This window comes from Streptomyces sp. NPDC044061 (genome assembly GCF_056434305.1).
In genome coordinates this window covers 1-18,409 of record NZ_JBWKFL010000017.1, presented here as the reverse complement: position 1 = coordinate 18,409, position 18,409 = coordinate 1, and the positions used below count along the sequence as shown (strand labels likewise).

Sequence of the window (18,409 nt, the reverse complement as noted above, 5' to 3'; positions counted from 1 at the left end):
ACGTGCCGGACCACTCGGAGAACGTTCGTGCCGATCGGTATGATCACGGCAGGCGGGAGGATGATCAGCGTGGCAGCCAGACCGAGACTCAAGGACGTGGCGGAATACGCGGGCGTCTCGCCCAAGACCGTCTCCAACGTGATCAACAACTTCGAGCACGTCTCGGACCGCACCCGCGCCGCCGTCCAGGAGGCCATCGACGCCCTGGGCTACCGGGTCAACATCGCCGGACGCCAGCTCCGCCAGGGCCGCACCGGGATGATCACGCTCGCCGTGCCGGAACTGGACGTGGCCTACTTCGCCGAGCTGGCCAAGCACGTGATGGCCGAGGCGGACCGGCGCGGCCGCACCGTCCTGCTCCACCAGACCGGGGGAGTGCGGGAGCGTGAACTCGCCGCGCTGGACGGCTTCGACGCGCAGTTCTCCGACGGTGTCGTCCTCAGTCCGCTGGCCCTGCTACCGCGTGATCTCGCCACCCGCGACCGGCGGCTGCCCGTCGTCCTGCTCGGCGAACGTCCCGCCGCCGGCACCACGGACCACGTGGGCATCGACAACGTCGGTGCCGCCCGCGAGGCCACCGAGCACCTGTTGTCCCGCGGGCGCCGCCGCATCGCGGTCGTCGGCGGGTCGGTCCGGGGCCGCCAGGGCACCGACCGGCTGCGCACCGACGGCTACCGCGAGGCTCTCGCCGCCGCCGGTGTGCCCTTCGACGAGGACCTCGTGGTGCCGGTGCAGGCGTTCCACTGGCAGGACGGCGCCCGCGCGGCCACCGCGCTGATGGACCGGCCCGCGCCGCCGGACGCCCTGCTCTGCCTCAACGACCATCTGGCGCTGGGCGCGCTGCGCGCCCTGCACGAGGCGGGCCACCCCGTGCCGAAGGACCTCGACGTCGTGGGCTTCGACGACATCGAGGCCTCCCGGTTCAGCGTTCCCACCCTGACCACGGTCGCCCCCGACAAGGAGGAGATCGCCCGCACCGCCGTGTCGCTCCTGCTGGAGCGCATCGACGACTCCGGGTCCGGTCCGCTGCGGGACCATGTCGCGGGACACCGTGTGATCGTGCGCGAGAGCACCGGGGGCTGAGCGGGGGAGCGGCGGCAATGGCGCCGGCGACGCCCGCGGTCTTCGGGCCGTCCCGGCGGAACTCGCGTCGAGGATTACTGGTCCAACCAGTTGACCAGTGACGGACGCGGGTGCAGGGTGACCGGCATGGCTGATGAGCGCATCCGGCGGGAAGCGGTCTCCGATCAGCTCTTCTCTCTGCTGAGGGACCGCATCCTCGGCGGAGCGCTGGCCGCGGGCACCGCCCTGATGGCCGAGCGGGAGCTGGCGGCGGAGTTCGGCGTGAACCGGCACGCTGTCCGGGAGGCGATCAAACGTCTTCAGCAGGCCCGTCTGGTCGAGGTGAGCCACGGCGGACGAACCATGGTGCTGGACTGGCGGCGCAACGCCGGACTTGACCTCGCCGTACATGTGGCCGACACGGGGCGGCCGTTGGACTCCCGGGACCTCAGGCGTGACGCCCTGGAGATGCGGGCCTGCATCGGCGCGGACGCGGCACGGCTGTGCGCGATGCGCTGCTCGGACGAGGAGGCGGCGGCGATCGTGGCAGCGGCGGCGGAGTACGCGCGGGAGGGGCCCGACCTCACGGCCCTGGGGGCGGCGGACGTCGCCTGGTGGCGCATGATCGTCGAGGGTTCCGGCAACCTGGCGTACCTGCTGGCGTTCAACAGTCTGGTGAGCGGCACGCTGGCCGTCGGCGAGGTCCCGGCCGACCGGCGCGCCGAGGAACTGCTCGACGTCGGCGCCCATGTGAGCCTCGCCGAACGCATCGCCGCGCGGGACGAGATCCGGGCCGAACGCCTGGCCCGCGCCCTCCTCACCCGCAGCGTTCTCGTCGTCCCGCCGACCTCGGAGAGGAGTGCGGGCTGACATGGTCCCCGCCGTCTTCTACGCCATACCCTTCTTCGTCCTGCTGGTCGTCGTGGAGGCGCTTTCGTACCGCTTCCTGCCCGACGACGAGGAACGCGGCTACGAACTGCGCGACACCGTCACCAGCATGTCCATGGGGGCGGGCAGCCAGGTGATCGGGCTGCCCTGGAAGGTGGTCGCCGTCCTGGCGTACGCCGGCGTGTACACGCTTGCGCCCCGGCACCTGTCCTCGTCCTCGGGCTGGACGTGGCTGCTGCTCTTCTTCGCCGACGACCTGGCCTACTACGCCTTCCACCGCGCGCACCACCGGGTCCGCGTGCTGTGGGCCAGTCATGTCGTGCACCACTCGAGCGTCCGCTTCAACCTGTCCACCGCGCTCCGCCAGAGCTGGACCCCGATGACGACGCTTCCCTTCTGGCTGCCGCTAGCGCTGCTGGGCATCCCGCCCTGGATGATCCTGTTGCAGCAGTCGGTCAGCCTGATCTATCAGTTCTTCCTGCACACCGAGCGCGTGGACAGGCTGTGGCGGCCCTTCGAGTGGTTCTTCAACACCCCGTCCCACCACCGTGTGCACCACGGCTCCAACAACGCCTATCTGGACCGCAATTACGGCGGGATCCTCATCGTGTGGGACCGGATCTTCGGCAGCTTCGAACCGGAGCGTGAACAGGTGGTGTACGGCCTGACGAAGAACATCGACACCTTCAACCCGGTGCGGGTCGCCTTCCACGAGTACGCCGCCGCCTGGCGGGACGTACGCGGGACGCGACGCTGGCGCGACAAGGCGGGCTATGTCTTCGGCCCGCCCGGCTGGACACCGAAGACCGAACTCTGAGTCCGGCCTGAACCCGCAACTGCCGGAACGAGCCGTGAAGTTGGCGGCCGTCGCCTGCTGCGGCCGCTCCCGTCACCGACCGGGTGCGCCGGCGCGGCCCACCCGCACCGGCTCTCCGACCCCTTGCGGATCGCCGGTGCGGGTGGTGTCAGAGCCGGGAGTCCGAGGGGCGGCCGCCCTCGCTCCCGGTTCGCTCACAGGACCCTTTGCCTCCGCCCCAGCCACGTCTGCGTGATGACCACCACCGCCAGGAACGCACCGCTGACCACCTGCTGGTAGGCAGAGTCGAGGGAGCCGATCTGGTTGATGACGTTCTGGATCACTTTCAGCAGCGCCACGCCCACCAGCGTTCCGCTGATGAAGCCGAAGCCACCGGTGAGCAGGCTTCCGCCGATGACGACCGCCGAGATCGCCTCCAGCTCCATGCCGGACCCGAGGATCGTCACGCCGGACAGCAGCCAGGCCGCGTTCAGCGCCCCCGCGAGGCCCGCGCACAGCCCGGACAGGGTGTACACGGCGACCTTGGTCCGGGCCACGGGCGCGCCCATCAGCGCCGCCGCGTCCTCGTTGCCGCCGACCGCGTACACGTACTGACCGAACCGCGTGCGCCTGAGCACCACCGCGCCCAGTACGAAGAGCGCCAGCGTGAGCCACACCGGCACGCCGATGCCGAGCAGCGAGTCCTGTCCGAGACGCGCGAAGAAGGACCCCTCGTCCACGAGGTACGTCCGCGAGCCCTCGTCGGTGAGCGCGAGCAGGACACCGCGCGCGCCGAGCATGGCGGCCAGTGTCACGATGAACGGGGCCAGCCCCGAGCGGGCGATGAGCAGCCCGTTGACCAGGCCGACCAGCCCGCACACCACGAGCGGCAGCAGCAGTGCGACCGCCGTGCCGTACTGCGAACCCCAGGACGCGAGCACGCCGCCCAGGGCGAACAGCGAGCCGACCGAGAGGTCGATCCCGCCGGTGACGATCACGAACGTCATGCCGAGGGCGACGACGGCGAGGAACGCCGACGACAGCGCCATGTTCTCCAGGTTGTCGCCGGTCAGGAAGGTGTCGAAGCTCAGCGACGCGACGACCATGGCGATCACCAGAGTGACCAGCGCGCCGTGCTGCTGGGCGAGTGCGCTCAGCCGCTCCGACCGGCTCGTGCCTGGCGGCTCGCCGTCGGCGACGGTGGTGGAGGCTTCGGTCCGCATGACGGCTTCCCCGGTGTCCGTGGTCATCGCTTCCCCCGTTCGCGTGCCGCGTAGACGGCACCGACGATCACCACGGCCTGCGCGATCTGCGTCCACGACGGGGGCAGGTCGTGCTTGATGAGCGTGGTGGTGAGCAGTTGGATCAGTACGGCTCCCGCGACCGTCCCGCCGATGCGGACCCGTCCACCGCTGAGCGGGGTGCCGCCGACGACCACCGCCGTGATGGCGGACAGTTCCATCAGCGTGCCCAGGGAGGTGGGGTCGCTCGCGGTCAGCCGCGCGGTCGCCAGTACGCCCGCGAGCGCCGCCAGCACGCCGGAGCAGACGTACACCACGATCAGTACCCGCCGGACGGGCAGTCCCGCGAGCCGGGCCGCCGGCCGGCTGTCGCCGATGGCGAGCAGTTGCCGGCCGAACGTGGAGCGCCGCACGGCGAACGCGACCAGCAGGGCGAGTGCGACCGCGATGAGGACCAGATACGGGACGCCCAGCACGTCACCGGAGCCGAGGGCCGCCATGCCGGAATCGTGGACGTCCTTCAACTGGGGGAGCAGGACCAGCGCCAGGCCCCTGGCGGCGACCATGAGCGCGAGCGTGGCGACGATGGGCTGCACGCCGACGAAGGCGATGAGCGCCCCGTTGGCGACGCCGACCACGACACCGCCGACGACCGCGATCAGCGTGGCGATCCAGGGGCCGTACCCCAGGTACAGCGACAGCAGCGAGGTGGACAGGGCCATCACCGAGCCCACCGACAGGTCGACCCCCTCGGTGCCGATGGCGAGCGCCATGCCGAGGGCCACGATCAGGACGGGAGCGACCTGGACGGCCTGGGTGCGGAAGTTCTCCGCGGAGGCGAAGTGCGGGGTGAAGGCGAAGTTGAACAGCAGCAGGAGCACGACGCCCGCGTAGACGCCGTACGCCTGCAGGAGGCGCAGCATCCGGTCGCGATCCAGCGTGCCGCGGGCGAGGGAGAGGTCAGTCATCGTGCCCTCCGGGCGGTTCGTGCCCTCCGACGGCCGACTGCTCACCGGCGGGGACGGCGGCGATCGCCCGCATCAGCTCGTCCTCGGTGACGGCGTCACCGGTCAGTTCGCGAACCACCGCGCCGTCCTTGAGGACGACCACGCGGTCGCTGCCCTCGATCAGTTCCTCGGTGTCGGAGGAGATCAGCAGGACGGCGAGCCCGTCGTCCGCCAGCTCGTCGACCAGTGCCTGCACCTCCGCCTTGGCGCCCACGTCGATGCCACGCGTCGGCTCGTCCAGCAGCAGCACCTTGGGATGCAGCGCGAGCCACCGGGCCAGCAGCACCTTCTGCTGGTTGCCGCCGGACAGCTCGCCGACCTTCTGATGCGGTCCGGCGGCCTTGATGCGCAGCCGCTTCATGAAGGTGTCCACGATCCGGTCGACCCGGGCGTCGTCGACCAGGCCGAACCGGGACAGCCCCGGCAGCGCGGCGAGCGCGATGTTCTCCCGGACCGACAGCCCCGGCACGATCCCCTCGGTCTTGCGGTCCTCCGGCAGCAGGCTGATGCCGGCCCGGATCGCCGCCGCGGTGGAGCCGCCGCGCACCGGCACACCGGCCATCACGACCCGGCCGCCGTCGAGGGGCAGGGCGCCCGCGATGGCCTTGGCCGTCTCGCTGCGTCCCGAGCCGAGCAGCCCGCCGAGACCGACCACCTCGCCCGGGCGCAGGGACAGCGACACGTCGTTCAGCAGGTGGCGGGCGGTCAACCCCTGTGCCTCGAGCACGGGTTGGGCTGCGGCGTCGTGCGAGCCGGTGAACTTCGTCAGGCCCTCCTGCCGCACCTCGCCGATCTCCCGGCCGAGCATGAGCGCCACCAGCCGGAGCCGGTCCAGGTCGGCGAGCCGGCCCGTGTGGACGACCCGGCCGTCGCGCAGCACGGTGACCGCGTCGCAGATCTCGTACAGCTCGTCCATGCGGTGGCTGACGTAGATCACCGCGATGCCCCGCTCGCGCAGGGTGCGGATCACCCCGAAGAGCGTACGCACCTCGCGGGGCTCCAGCGACGAGGTGGGTTCGTCCATCACCACGACCCGGGCGTCGATCGCCACGCCCCGCGCGAGCGCGACCATCTGCTGGGCTCCGACGCCGAGTTCGCGCAGCGGACGGCGGACGTCGACCCGGATGCCGAGGCTCCGCAGGGTCTCGTCGGCCTCCCGGTGCATACGGCGGAAGTCGATGAGACCGAGCCGGCCGCGCGGCTCGCGGCCGAGGAAGAGATTGCGGGCCCCGCTCATCAGCGGGACGAGGTTGACCTCCTGGTAGATGGTGGAGATGCCCGCCTGCTGCGCCTGGAGCGGGGTGGCGAAGCGGACCGGGACGCCGTTGTGGGTCACCTCGCCCGCGTCGGGCCGGTACACGCCGGTGAGCACCTTGATGAGGGTCGACTTGCCCGCGCCGTTCTCGCCCACCAGGGCGTGCACCTCCCCGGCGCGGGCGCTGAAGTCCACGTCGGACAGCGCCCGTACGCCGGGGAAGGTCTTGCACAGTCCGGTGACCGTGAGCATCTCAGTAGGCCTTGCCCAGGTCGGACTCGGCGTTGGCCTTGGTGTAGGAGCTGTCCTGGATGACGATGTCCTGCGCCACCGCCCGGCCCTGGGTGAAGGTGTCCAGGGTCTGGAAGGCCAGGGGCCCGAACCGCGGGTTGGACTCGATCACGCCGTCGATCCAGCCGCCGACGATGCCCTGCACGGCGTTGCGCGTGCCGTCGATCGTCACGATCTTCACGTCCCCGGGCTTCTTGCCCGCGCCCTTGAGGGCGTTGACGGCGCCGAGGCCCATCTCGTCGTTCTCGGCGTAGATTCCCTTGATCCCCGGCTTGGACTGGATCAGGTTCTCCGTGACCGACTGGCCCTTCTCGCGGGCGAAGTCGCCGGTCTGCCTGAAAACGATCTTCAGGCCGGGTGCCTTCTCCTTGATGCGGTCCAAGAAGCCCTTGGTGCGCTCGGTGGTCACGTTGTTGCCGGCCGCGCCGAGCAGGATGGCGATCTCGCCCTTGCCGCCGGTGGCCGCGATCATCTGGTCGGCGGCCCGCTTGCCCTGTTCGACGAAGTCGGAGCCGATGAAGCTGACATAGTCCTTGCAGGCTGCCGCGTTGATCTTGCGGTCGACGGTGACGATCGGGATGTGCCTGGCGGCCGCGGTGCGCAGCACCGGCTCCCAGCCGTCCGAGTTCAGCGGCGCGACGACCAGCAGGTCGGCGCCCTTGGCGATGAGGTCCTGGACGTCGCTGATCTGCTTGGAGAACTGCGACTGGGCGTTGGCGGTGAGCAGTTTGACGCCCCGCTTCTGCGCTTCCGCCTTGATCGAGGCGGTCTCCGCGATCCGGAAGGGGTTGGCCTCCTTCTCGGACTGGGAGAACCCGACGGTGGCGGACCTCAGGTCCAGCTTCGTGCCGCCGTAGCTGTCGATGGCGCAGGTCGGTCCGGAACCGCCGCTCGGTGAGGCGACGACCTGGCCGGAGTCCTTCTGCTGCGAGGCGGCCTTGTCGTTACCGGAGTCGTCCTCGGACTTGGTGCATCCGGTCATGAGTGCCAGGCTCGTGACGAGACCGGTGGCGAGGAGGGTTCGCGCCGAGGCGCGACGCGGTGCTGCGGTGAGCTTCATGGGAGTTCCCCAAACGGCGTGGCCCCGGCGCGCGGAGAGCGCTCTCGGGGTGGGACGGCTCTTGCGGTCAACTCGGCGTGCACGTCGTTCAGGGGAGGTTTTTACATCGTTGGAAGAGCGCTGTAAACCCCTCCCGTCCGAGATCTCGGCCCGTCGGCCCCTGCCACCGTCAGCGCCGGCCCAGGGTGCTCTCCCGCTCCACCAGCCGGAATTCCGCGGTGAGTTCACGTCCGCCCGGCTCGCCGCGGCCCGACAGACTGCGCAGCAGCGAGGCCACCGCCATCCGCGCGATGGCCAGTTTGTCCGGCGAGATCGTCGTCAGCGACACGGCTCCGAAACGGCCCTCGGCGATGTCGTCGAAGCCGACCACGGCGACGTCCCACGGCACCCGCAGTCCCCGTTCGTGCAGCACCCGCATCGCCCCGATCGCGATCAGGTCGTTCAGCGCGAACACCGCGTCGGGCCGCACCCCCGAGTCGAGCAGCTGGGCCATGGCCCGGGCGCCGTCGTCCCGGTCCCAGCCGCCCACCGGCACCACCAGATCGTCCGGTGCCGGCACCCCCGCGGCCGCCAACTCCGCACGCCAGCCGACGAGTCGCAGATGCGCCGGCTGGTTGGCGGAGTCGGTGCGGGCGCCCAGGTAGGCGATGCGGGTGCGGCCCCGGCCGAGCAGATGCCGTACCGCGGCTCGGGCGGCGGCCACGTTGTCGATGGCGATGTGGTCGTGCGGCACGTCGTACTCGCGCTCGCCGAGCAGCACCAGCGGCACGTCGTCGGACCGTCCCTGCAGGTCCTCGGCCTCCAGCTCCAGCGGGCTGAGGATGAGCCCGTCGATCACCCGGGCCCGGAAGCCCTGACTGACCAGCACCTCCTGCTCGCGCCGGCCCCGGGTGTGGTCCAGCAGCACCGTGAACTCGTGCTCGGCGGCCGCGTCCACCACCGCGCCCGCCAGCTCCGCGAAGTACGGGTTGCCCAGCTCTGGGACGGCCAGCGCGATGATGCCGGTACGGCCCTTGCGCAGGTGCCGGGCCGTCAGGTTCGGCCGGTAGCCCAGCTCGTCGATGGCCGCCTGCACCCGGGCCCGCATCGCCGGTGTGACGTGCGGATAGTTGTTCACGACGTTGGACACCGTCTTGATCGAGACGCCGGCCCGTTCGGCCACGTCCTTCAGGCTGACCCGCAAGGGGATCTCCTCGGCATCGATGGGAGCTCCGGGAACCGGAGCCATGTCATGACCCTGGACAGCGGCCGGGAGCCGTGCTCTCATGCCAACTGCCGTTGCTTCCAACGTTGTACAGACTGAAGCAGTGAGCCGCCACCCTTCCTCAGCCAAGGGAGATCCGTGCGCATCAGATCACTCGGAAACCGCCTGTCCCTCCTGCTCGCGGCCGCGCTGGGCGTGGCCGGCCTGGCCGCGCCCCCGACCGCCACAGCCGCCGAGGACCCCGTCGCGGTCCACGGCCTGAAGGGCGAGTACTACACCCAGTCCGCCCCCGGAGCCTTCGACTTCGCCCAACTCAAGGCCACCGGATTCGACCCTCAGCTGGACTTCGACTCGCTGGAGTCCCGGCTGAACTCGGCCACCGGACAGTCCGACGACGTCAGCGTCCGCTGGACCGGCCGCATCGTCCCGGAGAAGACCGGCGCCACCACCTTCTCCGTCATCGGCGACAACGGATTCCGCCTCTGGGTCGACGGCAAACTCGTCATCGACCACTGGGTCGACGACTGGGACCGTGAACAGACCGGCGCGCCGGTCGAGTTGACCGCCGGCAAGGCCTACGACATCAAGGTCGAGTACTTCGAGCACTACGGAGGCTCCAACCTCCACCTGCGCTGGACCCCGCCCGGCGGTACGAGGACCGCCGTGCCGCAGTCGGCTTTCCTGCTGCCCGAGGGCTACGCCTACGACGGCGCCATCGCCACCACCGTCCTCAAGGACGGCCGCACCCTGCGACTGGACTTCGCCCAGTCGCTGACCAAACCCGCGGCTCGGCTCACCGACCACCTGAACGCCGTCATCGGCGGCGCCACCTGGCCCCTGGGCTCCGCCCGCCTGAACCCGGCCGATTCCAAGTCCCTTCTCGTCCCGCTGAAGGAACCCGTCGTCGGCAACAAGACCGGCACCGCGCCCGGACTCGCGGACGTCCGCTACGACGGCAAGGGCGGCCTGACCGGCACGGGCGGCAACGTTGTCAGCTCCTTCTGGAGCAGCGGCGCCAACCACTCCACCTACGAGCTGCGCACGAAGTGGGCCGACGACGTCACCCCGGCCAACGCCCACCGCGAGTACCCGAGGCCCCAGCTCACCCGCGACGCGTGGCAGAACCTCAACGGCAGCTGGCAGTTCGCCGCGGCCAAGGCCGGCGAGCAGCCGCCCGTGGGCCGCACCCTCGGCGAGCGGATCGTGGTCCCGTACCCCGTCGAGTCCCAGCTCTCGGGCATCGAGCGGCACGAGGACCGGATGTGGTACCGCCGCACCTTCACCGTCCCCTCCGGCTGGAAGGTCGGTGACCACAAGCGGCTCCAGCTGAACTTCGGTGCCGTCGACTGGCAGGCCGAGGTCTACGTCAACGGCACCAAGGTCGCCGAACACAAGGGCGGCTACGACAAGTTCAGTGCCGACATCACCGACGCCCTCGAGCCCGGCCGCACCCAGGAGCTGATCGTCGGCGTCTACGACCCGACCGACGCCGCGAACGGGGAGAACCCGCCGCTCGGCAAGCAGCGCCTGGACCCCAGCGGCATCTGGTACACCCCGTCCTCCGGCATCTGGCAGACGGTGTGGCTGGAACCCGTGGCCGCCGACCACGTCGACCAGCTCAAGCTGACCCCGGACGTCGACGCCGGGACGCTCACCGTCGGGCCGCAGGGCGTGCGCGACGGCGTCCGGGTCACGGCGACCGCGTACGCCGGAAAGCGCCGCGTCGCCACGGCGACCGGCCGCACCGGCGAACCCCTCACTCTGAAGATCCCGCACGCCCGCCTGTGGTCGCCGGACGACCCGTTCCTGTACGACCTGAAGGTGAGCGTCGGCGACGACCGGGTCGGCAGCTACTTCGGCATGCGGTCCATCGCGGTGCGGAAGGTCGACGGCGTCCCGCGCACGGTCCTCAACGGCAAGCCGGTCTTCATGATGGCCACCCTCGACCAGGGCTTCTGGCCGGACGGCCTGCACACCGCGCCGAGTGACGAGGCACTGGCCTACGACCTGAAGATGCACAAGAAGATGGGCTTCAACGCCGTCCGCAAGCACATCAAGGTCGAACCCGACCGCTGGTTCTACTGGGCCGACCGGCTGGGCCTGCTGGTGTGGCAGGACATGCCGGCCATGACGGCGGGCGTGAACCCCTCGACGGCGGCACGCGCCGAGTACGAGCGCGAGATGAAGCAGATGATCGACGAGCACATCAGCAGCCCGTCGGTCGTCATGTGGGTGGTCTTCAACGAGGGCTGGGGCCAGTACGACGTCGGCCGCGTCGCCACCCAGGCCAAGTCCTGGGACCCCACCCGCCTGGTCAACAACATGTCCGGCCTCAACCTGGGCGCCGACGGCGGAGCGGGCGACGTCATGGACGAGCACGGCTATCCGAGCCCGGCCCTGCCGCCGCACCCCGACGGCCAACGGGCCCTGGTCAGCGGCGAGTACGGGGGTCTCGGCCTCGCTGTGCCGGGTCATGCCTGGTCGGTGCAGCAGTCGTACGTCGACGTCGACCCGACCACCTACACGGACGACTATCTGCAGAAGCTGAGCGAGGTGCACGCGCTGGCCTGCCGTGGCGGCAACGGCGCGGTGTACACGCAGATCTCGGACGTCGAGGGCGAGCTCAACGGCCTCATGACGTACGACCGCAAGGTGATCAAGCCCGACGTGCGGCGGCTGAAGGCGGCGCACGACGCGCTGATCGACGACGCGTCACGGGCGGTTCCGGCGGGCTGCGCCTGACCCCGGGGCGGCACCGGCCCACGCCTCCCCGCGAAGTGCCGGACCGCTGCCCGGGGTTCCTGCCGTGACCGTCTCCCGATCCGGTCCGCCCACCGCATCGACGGCGGGCGGGCCGGGGCCGTACGAGCGGTTGCGCGGGCCTGCCTCCGCGTGCAGCGGGCAGACGGGGCAGGGAAGGAACTTCTCAGGAGAGGAATCCACCCATGCTCGGCATAGGCGCGGCCGTACTGTTCTTCATCGCGTTCCTGATCAACGCTGCGGATCTCAGCACCAACGACACGTTCTCGTCCGTCAACGTCATGCTGCTGGGGCTGACCGCGCTGGCACTGCACGTGGCGGGAATCGGATCCACGTGGTCCCGCAGACGCTGAGTCCCATGAGGACCGGGCGGTGACGCCTCGTCCCCGGCCGGTCCTCGTCTCAGGGGCGCTGTCCCCAGGCCATCAGCATGCCCGGTCCGAGTTCGGCGCATCGGGGCGAGTCCAGGTAGGCCAGTGCCTCGTCGATGACGGTGGCGTCCACCCGGCCGGTCTCCTCCAGCGCGGGCCGCATCCGGCTCCACGTCTCGGCCCAGAACCGGGCGAGCGGACTGCCCGCCACCAACGGTGGGCACAGGAGTTCCGCGGCGACGTTCCGCAGGCCCTCCTCCCTCAGGAAGTGCGGGTACGCGGGGACGGAGGACGTGTCCGTGCCGATCGTCGCCCACAGCGCCTGCCACATGGCGTCCATGATCCGCCGGTAGGCGGACGAGGTGTCCAGGAGGTCCGGCACCTCCACGGCGTCCCCGAGCACCAGTCGGCCTCCCGGGTTCAGCCATCCCGCGAGCCGCGAGACGAGCCGGCGGCGCTCGGGGAGGTGCATGAGGACGAACCTTGCGTGGATCAGGTCGAAGCCGCCGAGGTCCAGGCTCTCGTCCGTGATGTCCGCCGTGACCGGGCGCAGCCGCGGGCCCGCCAGGGCGTCGAAACCGCTGGTGTCCCGGTCCAGGGCGACAACTTCCTCGACGCCTGCCTCCTCCAGCAGCCAGCGCGCCACGGTTCCGGTCCCCGCCCCCACCTCCAGGCAGCGGCTGCCCGGCCCCGCCCCGAGAGCCCGCAGACGGTGTGTGGTGAAGGGGTCGAACACCAGGGCGGCGGCGTCGATGCGCTCGGCTTCCAGGGCGTGCTCCGGCTCGAACAGGTCCTCTCCGTAATGGCCGTCCCGCGCGGCCTCCCTTCGCTCCGCATCACCCGACGCCATGAGAACTCCCTGATCATCGAAGCTCGGTCGAAGTCACGGTGACAGCTTTCGCGCGCGTCCGGGCGCGGCGGACGACTGTTCGGCGGTTCCATCGACACCATCGGGTGAACGGCGCCCTGGACGACCATGAGCGTCGAGACCCGCAGGCTGTTCAGGGCCGCTCTGTGGAGCCGATCGCGCGCAGCATCCCCAACGCCCGCTGCAAGGGCGCCGGGCCGGTGTCCGTGATGCCGGCCGCCCGGCGCGCCCGGCGGGTCCGCAGTACCGCGCGTACCGCGGACAGGGCGGCGCACGCGATCACGGCCGCCTCGAGGTCGGCGTCGGGCGTGTCGGCGGGCAGCCTGCGTTGCACCAGGACGGTGAGCCGCTCCTCGAAGTCGGAGAAGGCCTGCACGAGGCGGGCCGTGACGACGTTCTCGATGTCTTCCAGCGGGTGACTGAGGGCGGTCAGGGTGGAGGCCGCGAACGGCTTGGCCGCTTCGAGCAGGGCGTTGCACACCGCCTCCAGCGGTTCCTCCTCCACCGGTCGCTCGGCCAGGGCGTTCTCGACGTAGGCGAAGATCTCGACGCCGTCCGGCAGCAGCAGTGCTTCCTTGCTCTCGAAGTACCGGAAGAACGTACGAACGGAGACGTTCGCGTGAGCGGCGATGTCCGCGACCGTGGTGGCCTCGAAGCCGCGCTCCCGGAACAGGCGCGCGGCCCCTTCCAGCAGCAGGCGCCGTGTCTCCTCCTTCTTGCGTTCACGCAGACCGGCGGGGGCGTTCTCACTCGGCATGGGACAGAGCCTCCCGCCAAGGTGTCGTGGCTGTCAATTGACACACCTGTCATGCGGAAGCCGCTGGTGAGAGTATCTGTCATCAGTGCCAATTGTCATTCATGCCACTTTGCCTCTACAGTTCGTGTCACTCGTGACACTTTCTTGGAGGCGGCAGTGCCCCGACGAACCCAGCAGCTCCCACCGCCGGCCGAAGCGCACGCCGATGCGCAGCCGCTGCCGCGACCCGTTCCGGAACGCGGCGGACTCGGCCGCCTGGGCGGCTTCTGTGCCCGGCGGCCGTTGACGGTCATCGCCGTCTGGCTGCTGGTCCTCGTGGCCGCCCTGGCCGGACGGCACTTCGCGGCACCCACCTTCAGCGACCAGGTCAGCCTGCCCGGCACCGCCTCCCACACCGGCGCCGACCTCCTCGCCACCTCCATGCCCGAAGCCGGCCGGCCCAACGGCAAGGTCGTCTTCCACACCGACTCCGGCACTTTGGCCGACGAGCGGTCCGCACTCGACCGGACCCTGACCGACCTGCGCGGCCTGCCCCACGTCACCGCCGCCTCCGCGCTCGTGACCAGCGACGACGGACGCACCGCCGACACCACCGTCTCCTTCGACGAGCAGCTCAAGAACCTCGGTCACGACTACACGGCGCGACTCGACACGGCGACCGGACCCGCGCGTGCGGCGGGCGTGGGTGTCGCCTACGGCGGCGACCTGGAACAGGTGGTCCGTGCACCCGCCAACGACAAGCTGAGCGAGGGTGTGGGCGTCGCCACCGCCCTCGTCATCGTGCTCCTGGCCTTCGGCAGCGTCCTCGCCGCCCTGCTGCCCCTGGTCACCGCCCTGATCAGCGTCGGAGTCGGCCTCGGGATCGTGGGCATCGTCGCCGCCACCGTCTCCTTCGCGACCTCCGCCACGACCCTCGCCGGCATGATCGGCCTGGGCGTGGGCATCGACTACGCCCTCTTCCTGACCACCCGCTTCCGCCAGGACCTCATCGACGGGCACGGTCCGGTGGAGGCCGCGGCCCGCACTGCGCGCACCAGCGGACGCGCCGTCCTCATCGCCGCCCTGACCGTCGCCGTCGCCATGCTCAGCCTCTACGCGTGCGGCCTGAGCTTCATCGGCAAGATCGGCCTGGCCGCCACCCTCGCCGTCGTCGTCACAGCCGGTGCCGCCCTCACCCTGGTGCCGGCCGCCCTGGGCCTGGTCGGCCGGCACGTCGACGTGCTCCGGCTGCGCCGCCCCGTCGCCGAGAGCACGGGCACGCACGACCGCTGGCACCGCTACGCGGCACTCGTCTCCCGGCATCCCTGGCAGTTCCTGGCCACCGGCCTCGTCGTCCTCGGTGTCTGCGCCGTACCGCTGCTGTCGATGCGCCTCGGTCACGTCGACGCCGGCGCGGACCGGCCAGGAAGCAGCACGCGGACCGCGTGCGACTGGATCGCGAAGGCCGATGGACCGGGCTTCGGGACAGGCGCCAACGGCCCGATCGTCACCGTGGTCGACGTCAGCGACGCCCGCACGTCCGCCGACCGGATCTCCGGCAACGTCACCGCCGCTCTGAAGGGCACGCACGGCGTGGCGTCCTTCACCCCCGTCAAGCCGAGTGCCGACGGGAAGATCCTCGTCACCACCGTCACCCCGACCACGGGCCCCCAGGACGCCGCGACCGGCACCCTGCTCGACACCCTCTCCGGGCGTACGCTGCCCGAGGCCCTCGACGGCACGGGCGCCGAGGCCTACCTCACCGGCAGCGTGGCCGGCCAGTCCGACTTCCGCGACACGGTCGGCGAACGGCTGCCGATCGTCATCGGCATCGTCCTGGTCCTCGCGTTCCTGCTGCTCATGACGGTCTTCCGCAGCGTGGTGATCCCGCTCAAGGCCGTCGTCCTCAACCTCTTCACCACGGCCGCGTCCTACGGCGTGCTCGTCGCGGTCTTCCAATGGGGCTGGGGCGACTCGCTGCTGGGCCTGTCGGAGCCGGTGCCCATCGAGTCGTACGTGCCGATGATGATGTTCGCGATCGTCTTCGGACTGTCCATGGACTACGAGATCTTCCTGCTGTCCCGGATCGCCGAAGCCTGGCATCGCACCGGTGACAACCGGCTCGCCGTGGGAGAGGGGTTGTCCGCGACGGCGCGCGTCATCTCCGCCGCGGCCTTCATCATGACCGCGGTGTTCCTGTCCTTCACCGCCTCACCGACCGTGGTCGTGAAGATGCTCGCCCTGGGACTGGCCATCAGCGTGATCGTCGACGCCACGGTCGTCCGCCTTGTCCTCGTGCCCTCCGCGATGTTCCTCATGGGCAGGGCGAACTGGTGGATACCCCGCCGCCTCGACCGGATGCTCCCGCACCTCCATGCCTGACCGTCGCACCCGCCGCAACCGACCCGACCTCTCCGGAGTGAACAGCCACGTGACAGCGAACCGTCGGAGAACGACCCGCATCCTGGTCGCGGTGACCGTGACCCTGGGCGTCCTCACCTGCGCGACCGATCTCCTCGTCGAGCACCGCACCGAGGGCCGGGTCGCCGCCCAGGCCGCGCGCCGGCTGAAGCCGGAGGGGGCCGTGCACGCCGCTCTCATCACGCCACTCGCGGGACTGCGCACCCTCGGCGGACAAGTCGGCGACGTGGAGGTGAGCGCCAAGGGCGTACACCGTCAGCACACGGTGATGGACGTTTCCGTTCGTCTGAAGGACGTCACGACGGACGGCCACAGCGCCGGCGGCACCGGGACCGCCACCGTCGGGTACGACCAGGTGACCCGGCGCCTGGGCTCGCTGGGCGACGGCCTGACGGCCGGCGCCCAGGACGGCGACCTGCTCCTCAGCGGGAGCGTCGGCCGTCTCGGGCTGCCGGTCACCGTACGGGCCAAGGTCTCCGCGACCTCGGACGCGTTCACCATCACACCCACGACGATCAGCATCCTCGGCCGCGGCGCGGCGGTGGACGACCTCGCCGACCTGCCTGCCGCCTCCGGACTACGAGACGAGCTGAAACCCCGCACCGTGGCCGTCACCGGGCTACCGCACGGCGTCGCTCTGACCTCGGCGCACGCCACCGACGACGGGCTCGCCCTCGGCTTCTCGATCGCCGCGGGCCCGACACCCGGCGGAAAGGGGGGAGCCGCCTGACGCCGGGGCACCGGGGTGGCCGGCCGGGCGACGACCGGGAATCAAGCGAGCCGTTCTCCGGTTGGACTCTAGGTCGTGAGCGGCCGTGGATCGGCCGCTCGTGGACAGTAAGAGGCCGAGTGACCGTGTGGCCGGCGCGTCGACGCACGCGCCGGACCCTGGGTCGAGCGCGAGGGAGCGACCGATGACAGTGGGAACCGAGCGAGCCGTGCTGGCGGGCGGTTGTTTCTGGGGCATGCAGGACCTGATCCGCAAGCAGCCGGGTGTGGTGTCCACCCGCGTCGGATACAGCGGTGGCGACACGCCGAACGCCACGTACCGCAATCACGGCGACCACGCCGAGGCCATCGAGATCCTCTTCGATCCCACGGCCACGAGCTACCGCGACGTCCTGGAGTTCTTCTTCCAGATCCACGATCCGACGACGAGGGACCGCCAGGGCAATGACATCGGGCGCAGCTACCGGTCCGCCATCTACTACACCGACCAGGAGCAGCACCGCGTCGCCGTGGACACCATCGCGGACGTGGAGGCGAGCGGGCTGTGGCCGGGGAAGGTGGTCACCGAGGTCGAGCCCGTGGGCGACTTCTGGGAGGCAGAGCCGGAGCACCAGGACTACCTGGAGCGCTATCCGAACGGCTACACCTGCCACTTCCCGCGCCCGAACTGGAAGCTGCCGCGCCGAGCCGCGTCAGAAACGGCCTGACGGCCTGACGGCCTGACGTACTGGCACCGGACCGGCCGTGCCCACCCGCCGCACGATCACTTGTCGGCGGGCACGGGCACGGCCGGTTCGCGTAGGGCCGGTTCGTGCACGGCCGGTTCGCGCACCATGAACACGTCCACCGGATCCTCGGTCTCGAGTCTGAACCCCAGCCGCTCGTACAGCCGCCGCGCCGGGCTGCCCTGGAGCACGTTCAGCCGGACCAGAGTGCCCTCACGGTCGCACTGTTCAAGGAGCCCACGCAGCACGGCCGCACCGATGCCGCCGCCCTGCAGGTGCGGCGCCAGGTAGAAGTGCTCCAGCCAGTGGGCGTCCGGCGCCGGCCGCAGCGACACACAGCCGGCGAACGCGCCGCCCACCTCGATCACCCAGGTGTGTGCCGGCGCGAACCGGTCCCGCAGCCGCTGCCGCACCCGCTGCTCGTCGTATCGCCCGAGCCGCTCCAGATCGGCCCGCATCACCACGGCGCGCAGCCCTGCCACCGCCTCGACGTCCGCCCCCGAAGCCGGTCGAATCCCCCAGTCCGCCATGATCACCAGGCTACTGGGCACCCTCACCCGCGAGCCTGCCGGGTGTGAGCGAGTGGAGAAAAGAAAACTTGTGCCCGCGCATTCGGTGAAGAAACAGGCAATATCGAGCGAGTGTTCGTGCAATCGCAGGGAACCAGGAGCAGCGGAGGTTGATAACTATGGTTCCCCTGCTTCTCGTTCTCCTGCTGGCTCTGATCCTCTTCGGCGCGGGCTTCGCTCTGAAGGCTCTGTGGTGGATCGCGGTGATCGTGCTCATCGTCTGGCTGCTCGGTTTCGTGGTCCGCTCCGCGGACAGCGGCGGCCGGAGGGGACGCTGGTACCGCTGGTAGCCGTACCCAGCACGCGACGCGTTGTGGGGGCGGGGAACGTCCCGGGACCCAAGGGTGGTCCGGAGGGCGGGGGGACCGGAGAGAAGAAAAAGGGGGGCACACTCTTTGGGGCCGCGTGGGTGCCAACACATCCGAA

17 protein-coding genes are annotated in these 18,409 nt (G+C 70.5%); 9 read left to right on the top strand and 8 right to left on the bottom strand.

Going from position 1 to position 18,409, the window contains the following annotated elements; all coding sequences use genetic code 11:
- Window positions 1–60: 60 nt before the first annotated feature.
- The 3 genes from AC07CM_RS26885 (at window position 61) to AC07CM_RS26875 (ending at window position 2,767) form a co-directional block, all read left to right on the top strand.
- Entirely contained in the window at window positions 61–1,083 is a 1,023-nt protein-coding gene (locus AC07CM_RS26885; protein WP_478878997.1) for a LacI family DNA-binding transcriptional regulator, read from the top strand.
- A gap of 126 nt (window positions 1,084–1,209) precedes the next feature.
- Entirely contained in the window at window positions 1,210–1,932 is a 723-nt protein-coding gene (locus AC07CM_RS26880) for a FadR/GntR family transcriptional regulator (protein ID WP_478878996.1), read from the top strand.
- 1 nt (window position 1,933) lies between these two features.
- Window positions 1,934–2,767, top strand: coding sequence for a sterol desaturase family protein (locus tag AC07CM_RS26875; protein WP_478878995.1), 834 nt, complete (start codon window positions 1,934–1,936; stop codon window positions 2,765–2,767).
- 194 nt (window positions 2,768–2,961) lie between these two features.
- Here the strand turns inward: AC07CM_RS26875 and AC07CM_RS26870 are convergent, their stop codons facing one another.
- From AC07CM_RS26870 to AC07CM_RS26850, 5 genes are all read right to left on the bottom strand, one after another.
- Window positions 2,962–3,969, bottom strand: coding sequence for an ABC transporter permease (locus AC07CM_RS26870; RefSeq protein ID WP_478879185.1), 1,008 nt, complete (start codon window positions 3,967–3,969; stop codon window positions 2,962–2,964).
- Between the two features lie 23 nt (window positions 3,970–3,992).
- Window positions 3,993–4,955, bottom strand: coding sequence for an ABC transporter permease (locus AC07CM_RS26865; protein WP_478878994.1), 963 nt, complete (start codon window positions 4,953–4,955; stop codon window positions 3,993–3,995).
- Window positions 4,948–6,501 (bottom strand): sugar ABC transporter ATP-binding protein, encoded by a 1,554-nt coding sequence (locus AC07CM_RS26860; RefSeq protein WP_478878993.1) that lies wholly within the window; start codon window positions 6,499–6,501, stop codon window positions 4,948–4,950. The genes AC07CM_RS26865 and AC07CM_RS26860 overlap by 8 nt, the downstream gene beginning before the upstream one ends.
- Window position 6,502: 1 nt before the next feature.
- Window positions 6,503–7,600: an ABC transporter substrate-binding protein gene (locus tag AC07CM_RS26855; protein ID WP_478878992.1), complete on the bottom strand. Its 1,098-nt coding sequence runs from the start codon at window positions 7,598–7,600 to the stop codon at window positions 6,503–6,505.
- Between the two features lie 169 nt (window positions 7,601–7,769).
- Entirely contained in the window at window positions 7,770–8,783 is a 1,014-nt protein-coding gene (locus AC07CM_RS26850; protein WP_478879184.1) for a LacI family DNA-binding transcriptional regulator, read from the bottom strand.
- Between the two features lie 159 nt (window positions 8,784–8,942).
- Between AC07CM_RS26850 and AC07CM_RS26845 the strand changes: the two genes are divergently transcribed.
- Together AC07CM_RS26845 and AC07CM_RS26840 are read left to right on the top strand one after the other, a co-directional pair.
- Window positions 8,943–11,546, top strand: coding sequence for a PA14 domain-containing protein (locus tag AC07CM_RS26845; protein ID WP_478878991.1), 2,604 nt, complete (start codon window positions 8,943–8,945; stop codon window positions 11,544–11,546).
- A gap of 203 nt (window positions 11,547–11,749) precedes the next feature.
- Window positions 11,750–11,917, top strand: coding sequence for a hypothetical protein (locus AC07CM_RS26840; RefSeq protein WP_478878990.1), 168 nt, complete (start codon window positions 11,750–11,752; stop codon window positions 11,915–11,917).
- Window positions 11,918–11,966: 49 nt separating this feature from the next.
- Here the strand turns inward: AC07CM_RS26840 and AC07CM_RS26835 are convergent, their stop codons facing one another.
- Together AC07CM_RS26835 and AC07CM_RS26830 are read right to left on the bottom strand one after the other, a co-directional pair.
- Window positions 11,967–12,785 carry a class I SAM-dependent methyltransferase gene (locus AC07CM_RS26835; protein ID WP_478878989.1) on the bottom strand — a complete coding sequence of 273 codons (819 nt, stop codon included), beginning with the start codon at window positions 12,783–12,785 and terminating at the stop codon, window positions 11,967–11,969.
- A gap of 151 nt (window positions 12,786–12,936) precedes the next feature.
- Window positions 12,937–13,560: a TetR/AcrR family transcriptional regulator gene (locus tag AC07CM_RS26830; protein WP_478878988.1), complete on the bottom strand. Its 624-nt coding sequence runs from the start codon at window positions 13,558–13,560 to the stop codon at window positions 12,937–12,939.
- Between the two features lie 156 nt (window positions 13,561–13,716).
- Between AC07CM_RS26830 and AC07CM_RS26825 the strand changes: the two genes are divergently transcribed.
- The 3 genes from AC07CM_RS26825 to msrA all read left to right on the top strand — a co-directional run bounded on the left by AC07CM_RS26825 (window position 13,717) and on the right by msrA (window position 17,396).
- Window positions 13,717–15,921 (top strand): MMPL family transporter, encoded by a 2,205-nt coding sequence (locus tag AC07CM_RS26825; protein WP_478878987.1) that lies wholly within the window; start codon window positions 13,717–13,719, stop codon window positions 15,919–15,921.
- A 91-nt stretch (window positions 15,922–16,012) separates the two neighbouring features.
- Window positions 16,013–16,690, top strand: a complete 678-nt coding sequence (locus AC07CM_RS26820) for an LmeA family phospholipid-binding protein (RefSeq protein WP_478878986.1) — start codon at window positions 16,013–16,015, stop codon at window positions 16,688–16,690.
- Window positions 16,691–16,874: 184 nt separating this feature from the next.
- The gene (gene msrA / locus AC07CM_RS26815; RefSeq protein ID WP_478878985.1) at window positions 16,875–17,396 is read left to right on the top strand and encodes a peptide-methionine (S)-S-oxide reductase MsrA; all 522 of its coding nucleotides are present in this window, start codon (window positions 16,875–16,877) and stop codon (window positions 17,394–17,396) included.
- A gap of 56 nt (window positions 17,397–17,452) precedes the next feature.
- On the opposite strand, the gene AC07CM_RS26810 is transcribed toward msrA, so the two are convergent.
- A complete protein-coding gene (locus AC07CM_RS26810; protein ID WP_478878984.1) occupies window positions 17,453–17,944 on the bottom strand; it encodes an N-acetyltransferase family protein in 492 nt (163 codons plus the stop codon).
- Window positions 17,945–18,102: 158 nt separating this feature from the next.
- On the opposite strand from AC07CM_RS26810, the gene AC07CM_RS26805 reads away from it, so the two are divergent.
- A complete protein-coding gene (locus tag AC07CM_RS26805; protein WP_055705189.1) occupies window positions 18,103–18,273 on the top strand; it encodes a DUF5670 family protein in 171 nt (56 codons plus the stop codon).
- The last annotated feature ends 136 nt before the right edge of the window (window positions 18,274–18,409 follow it).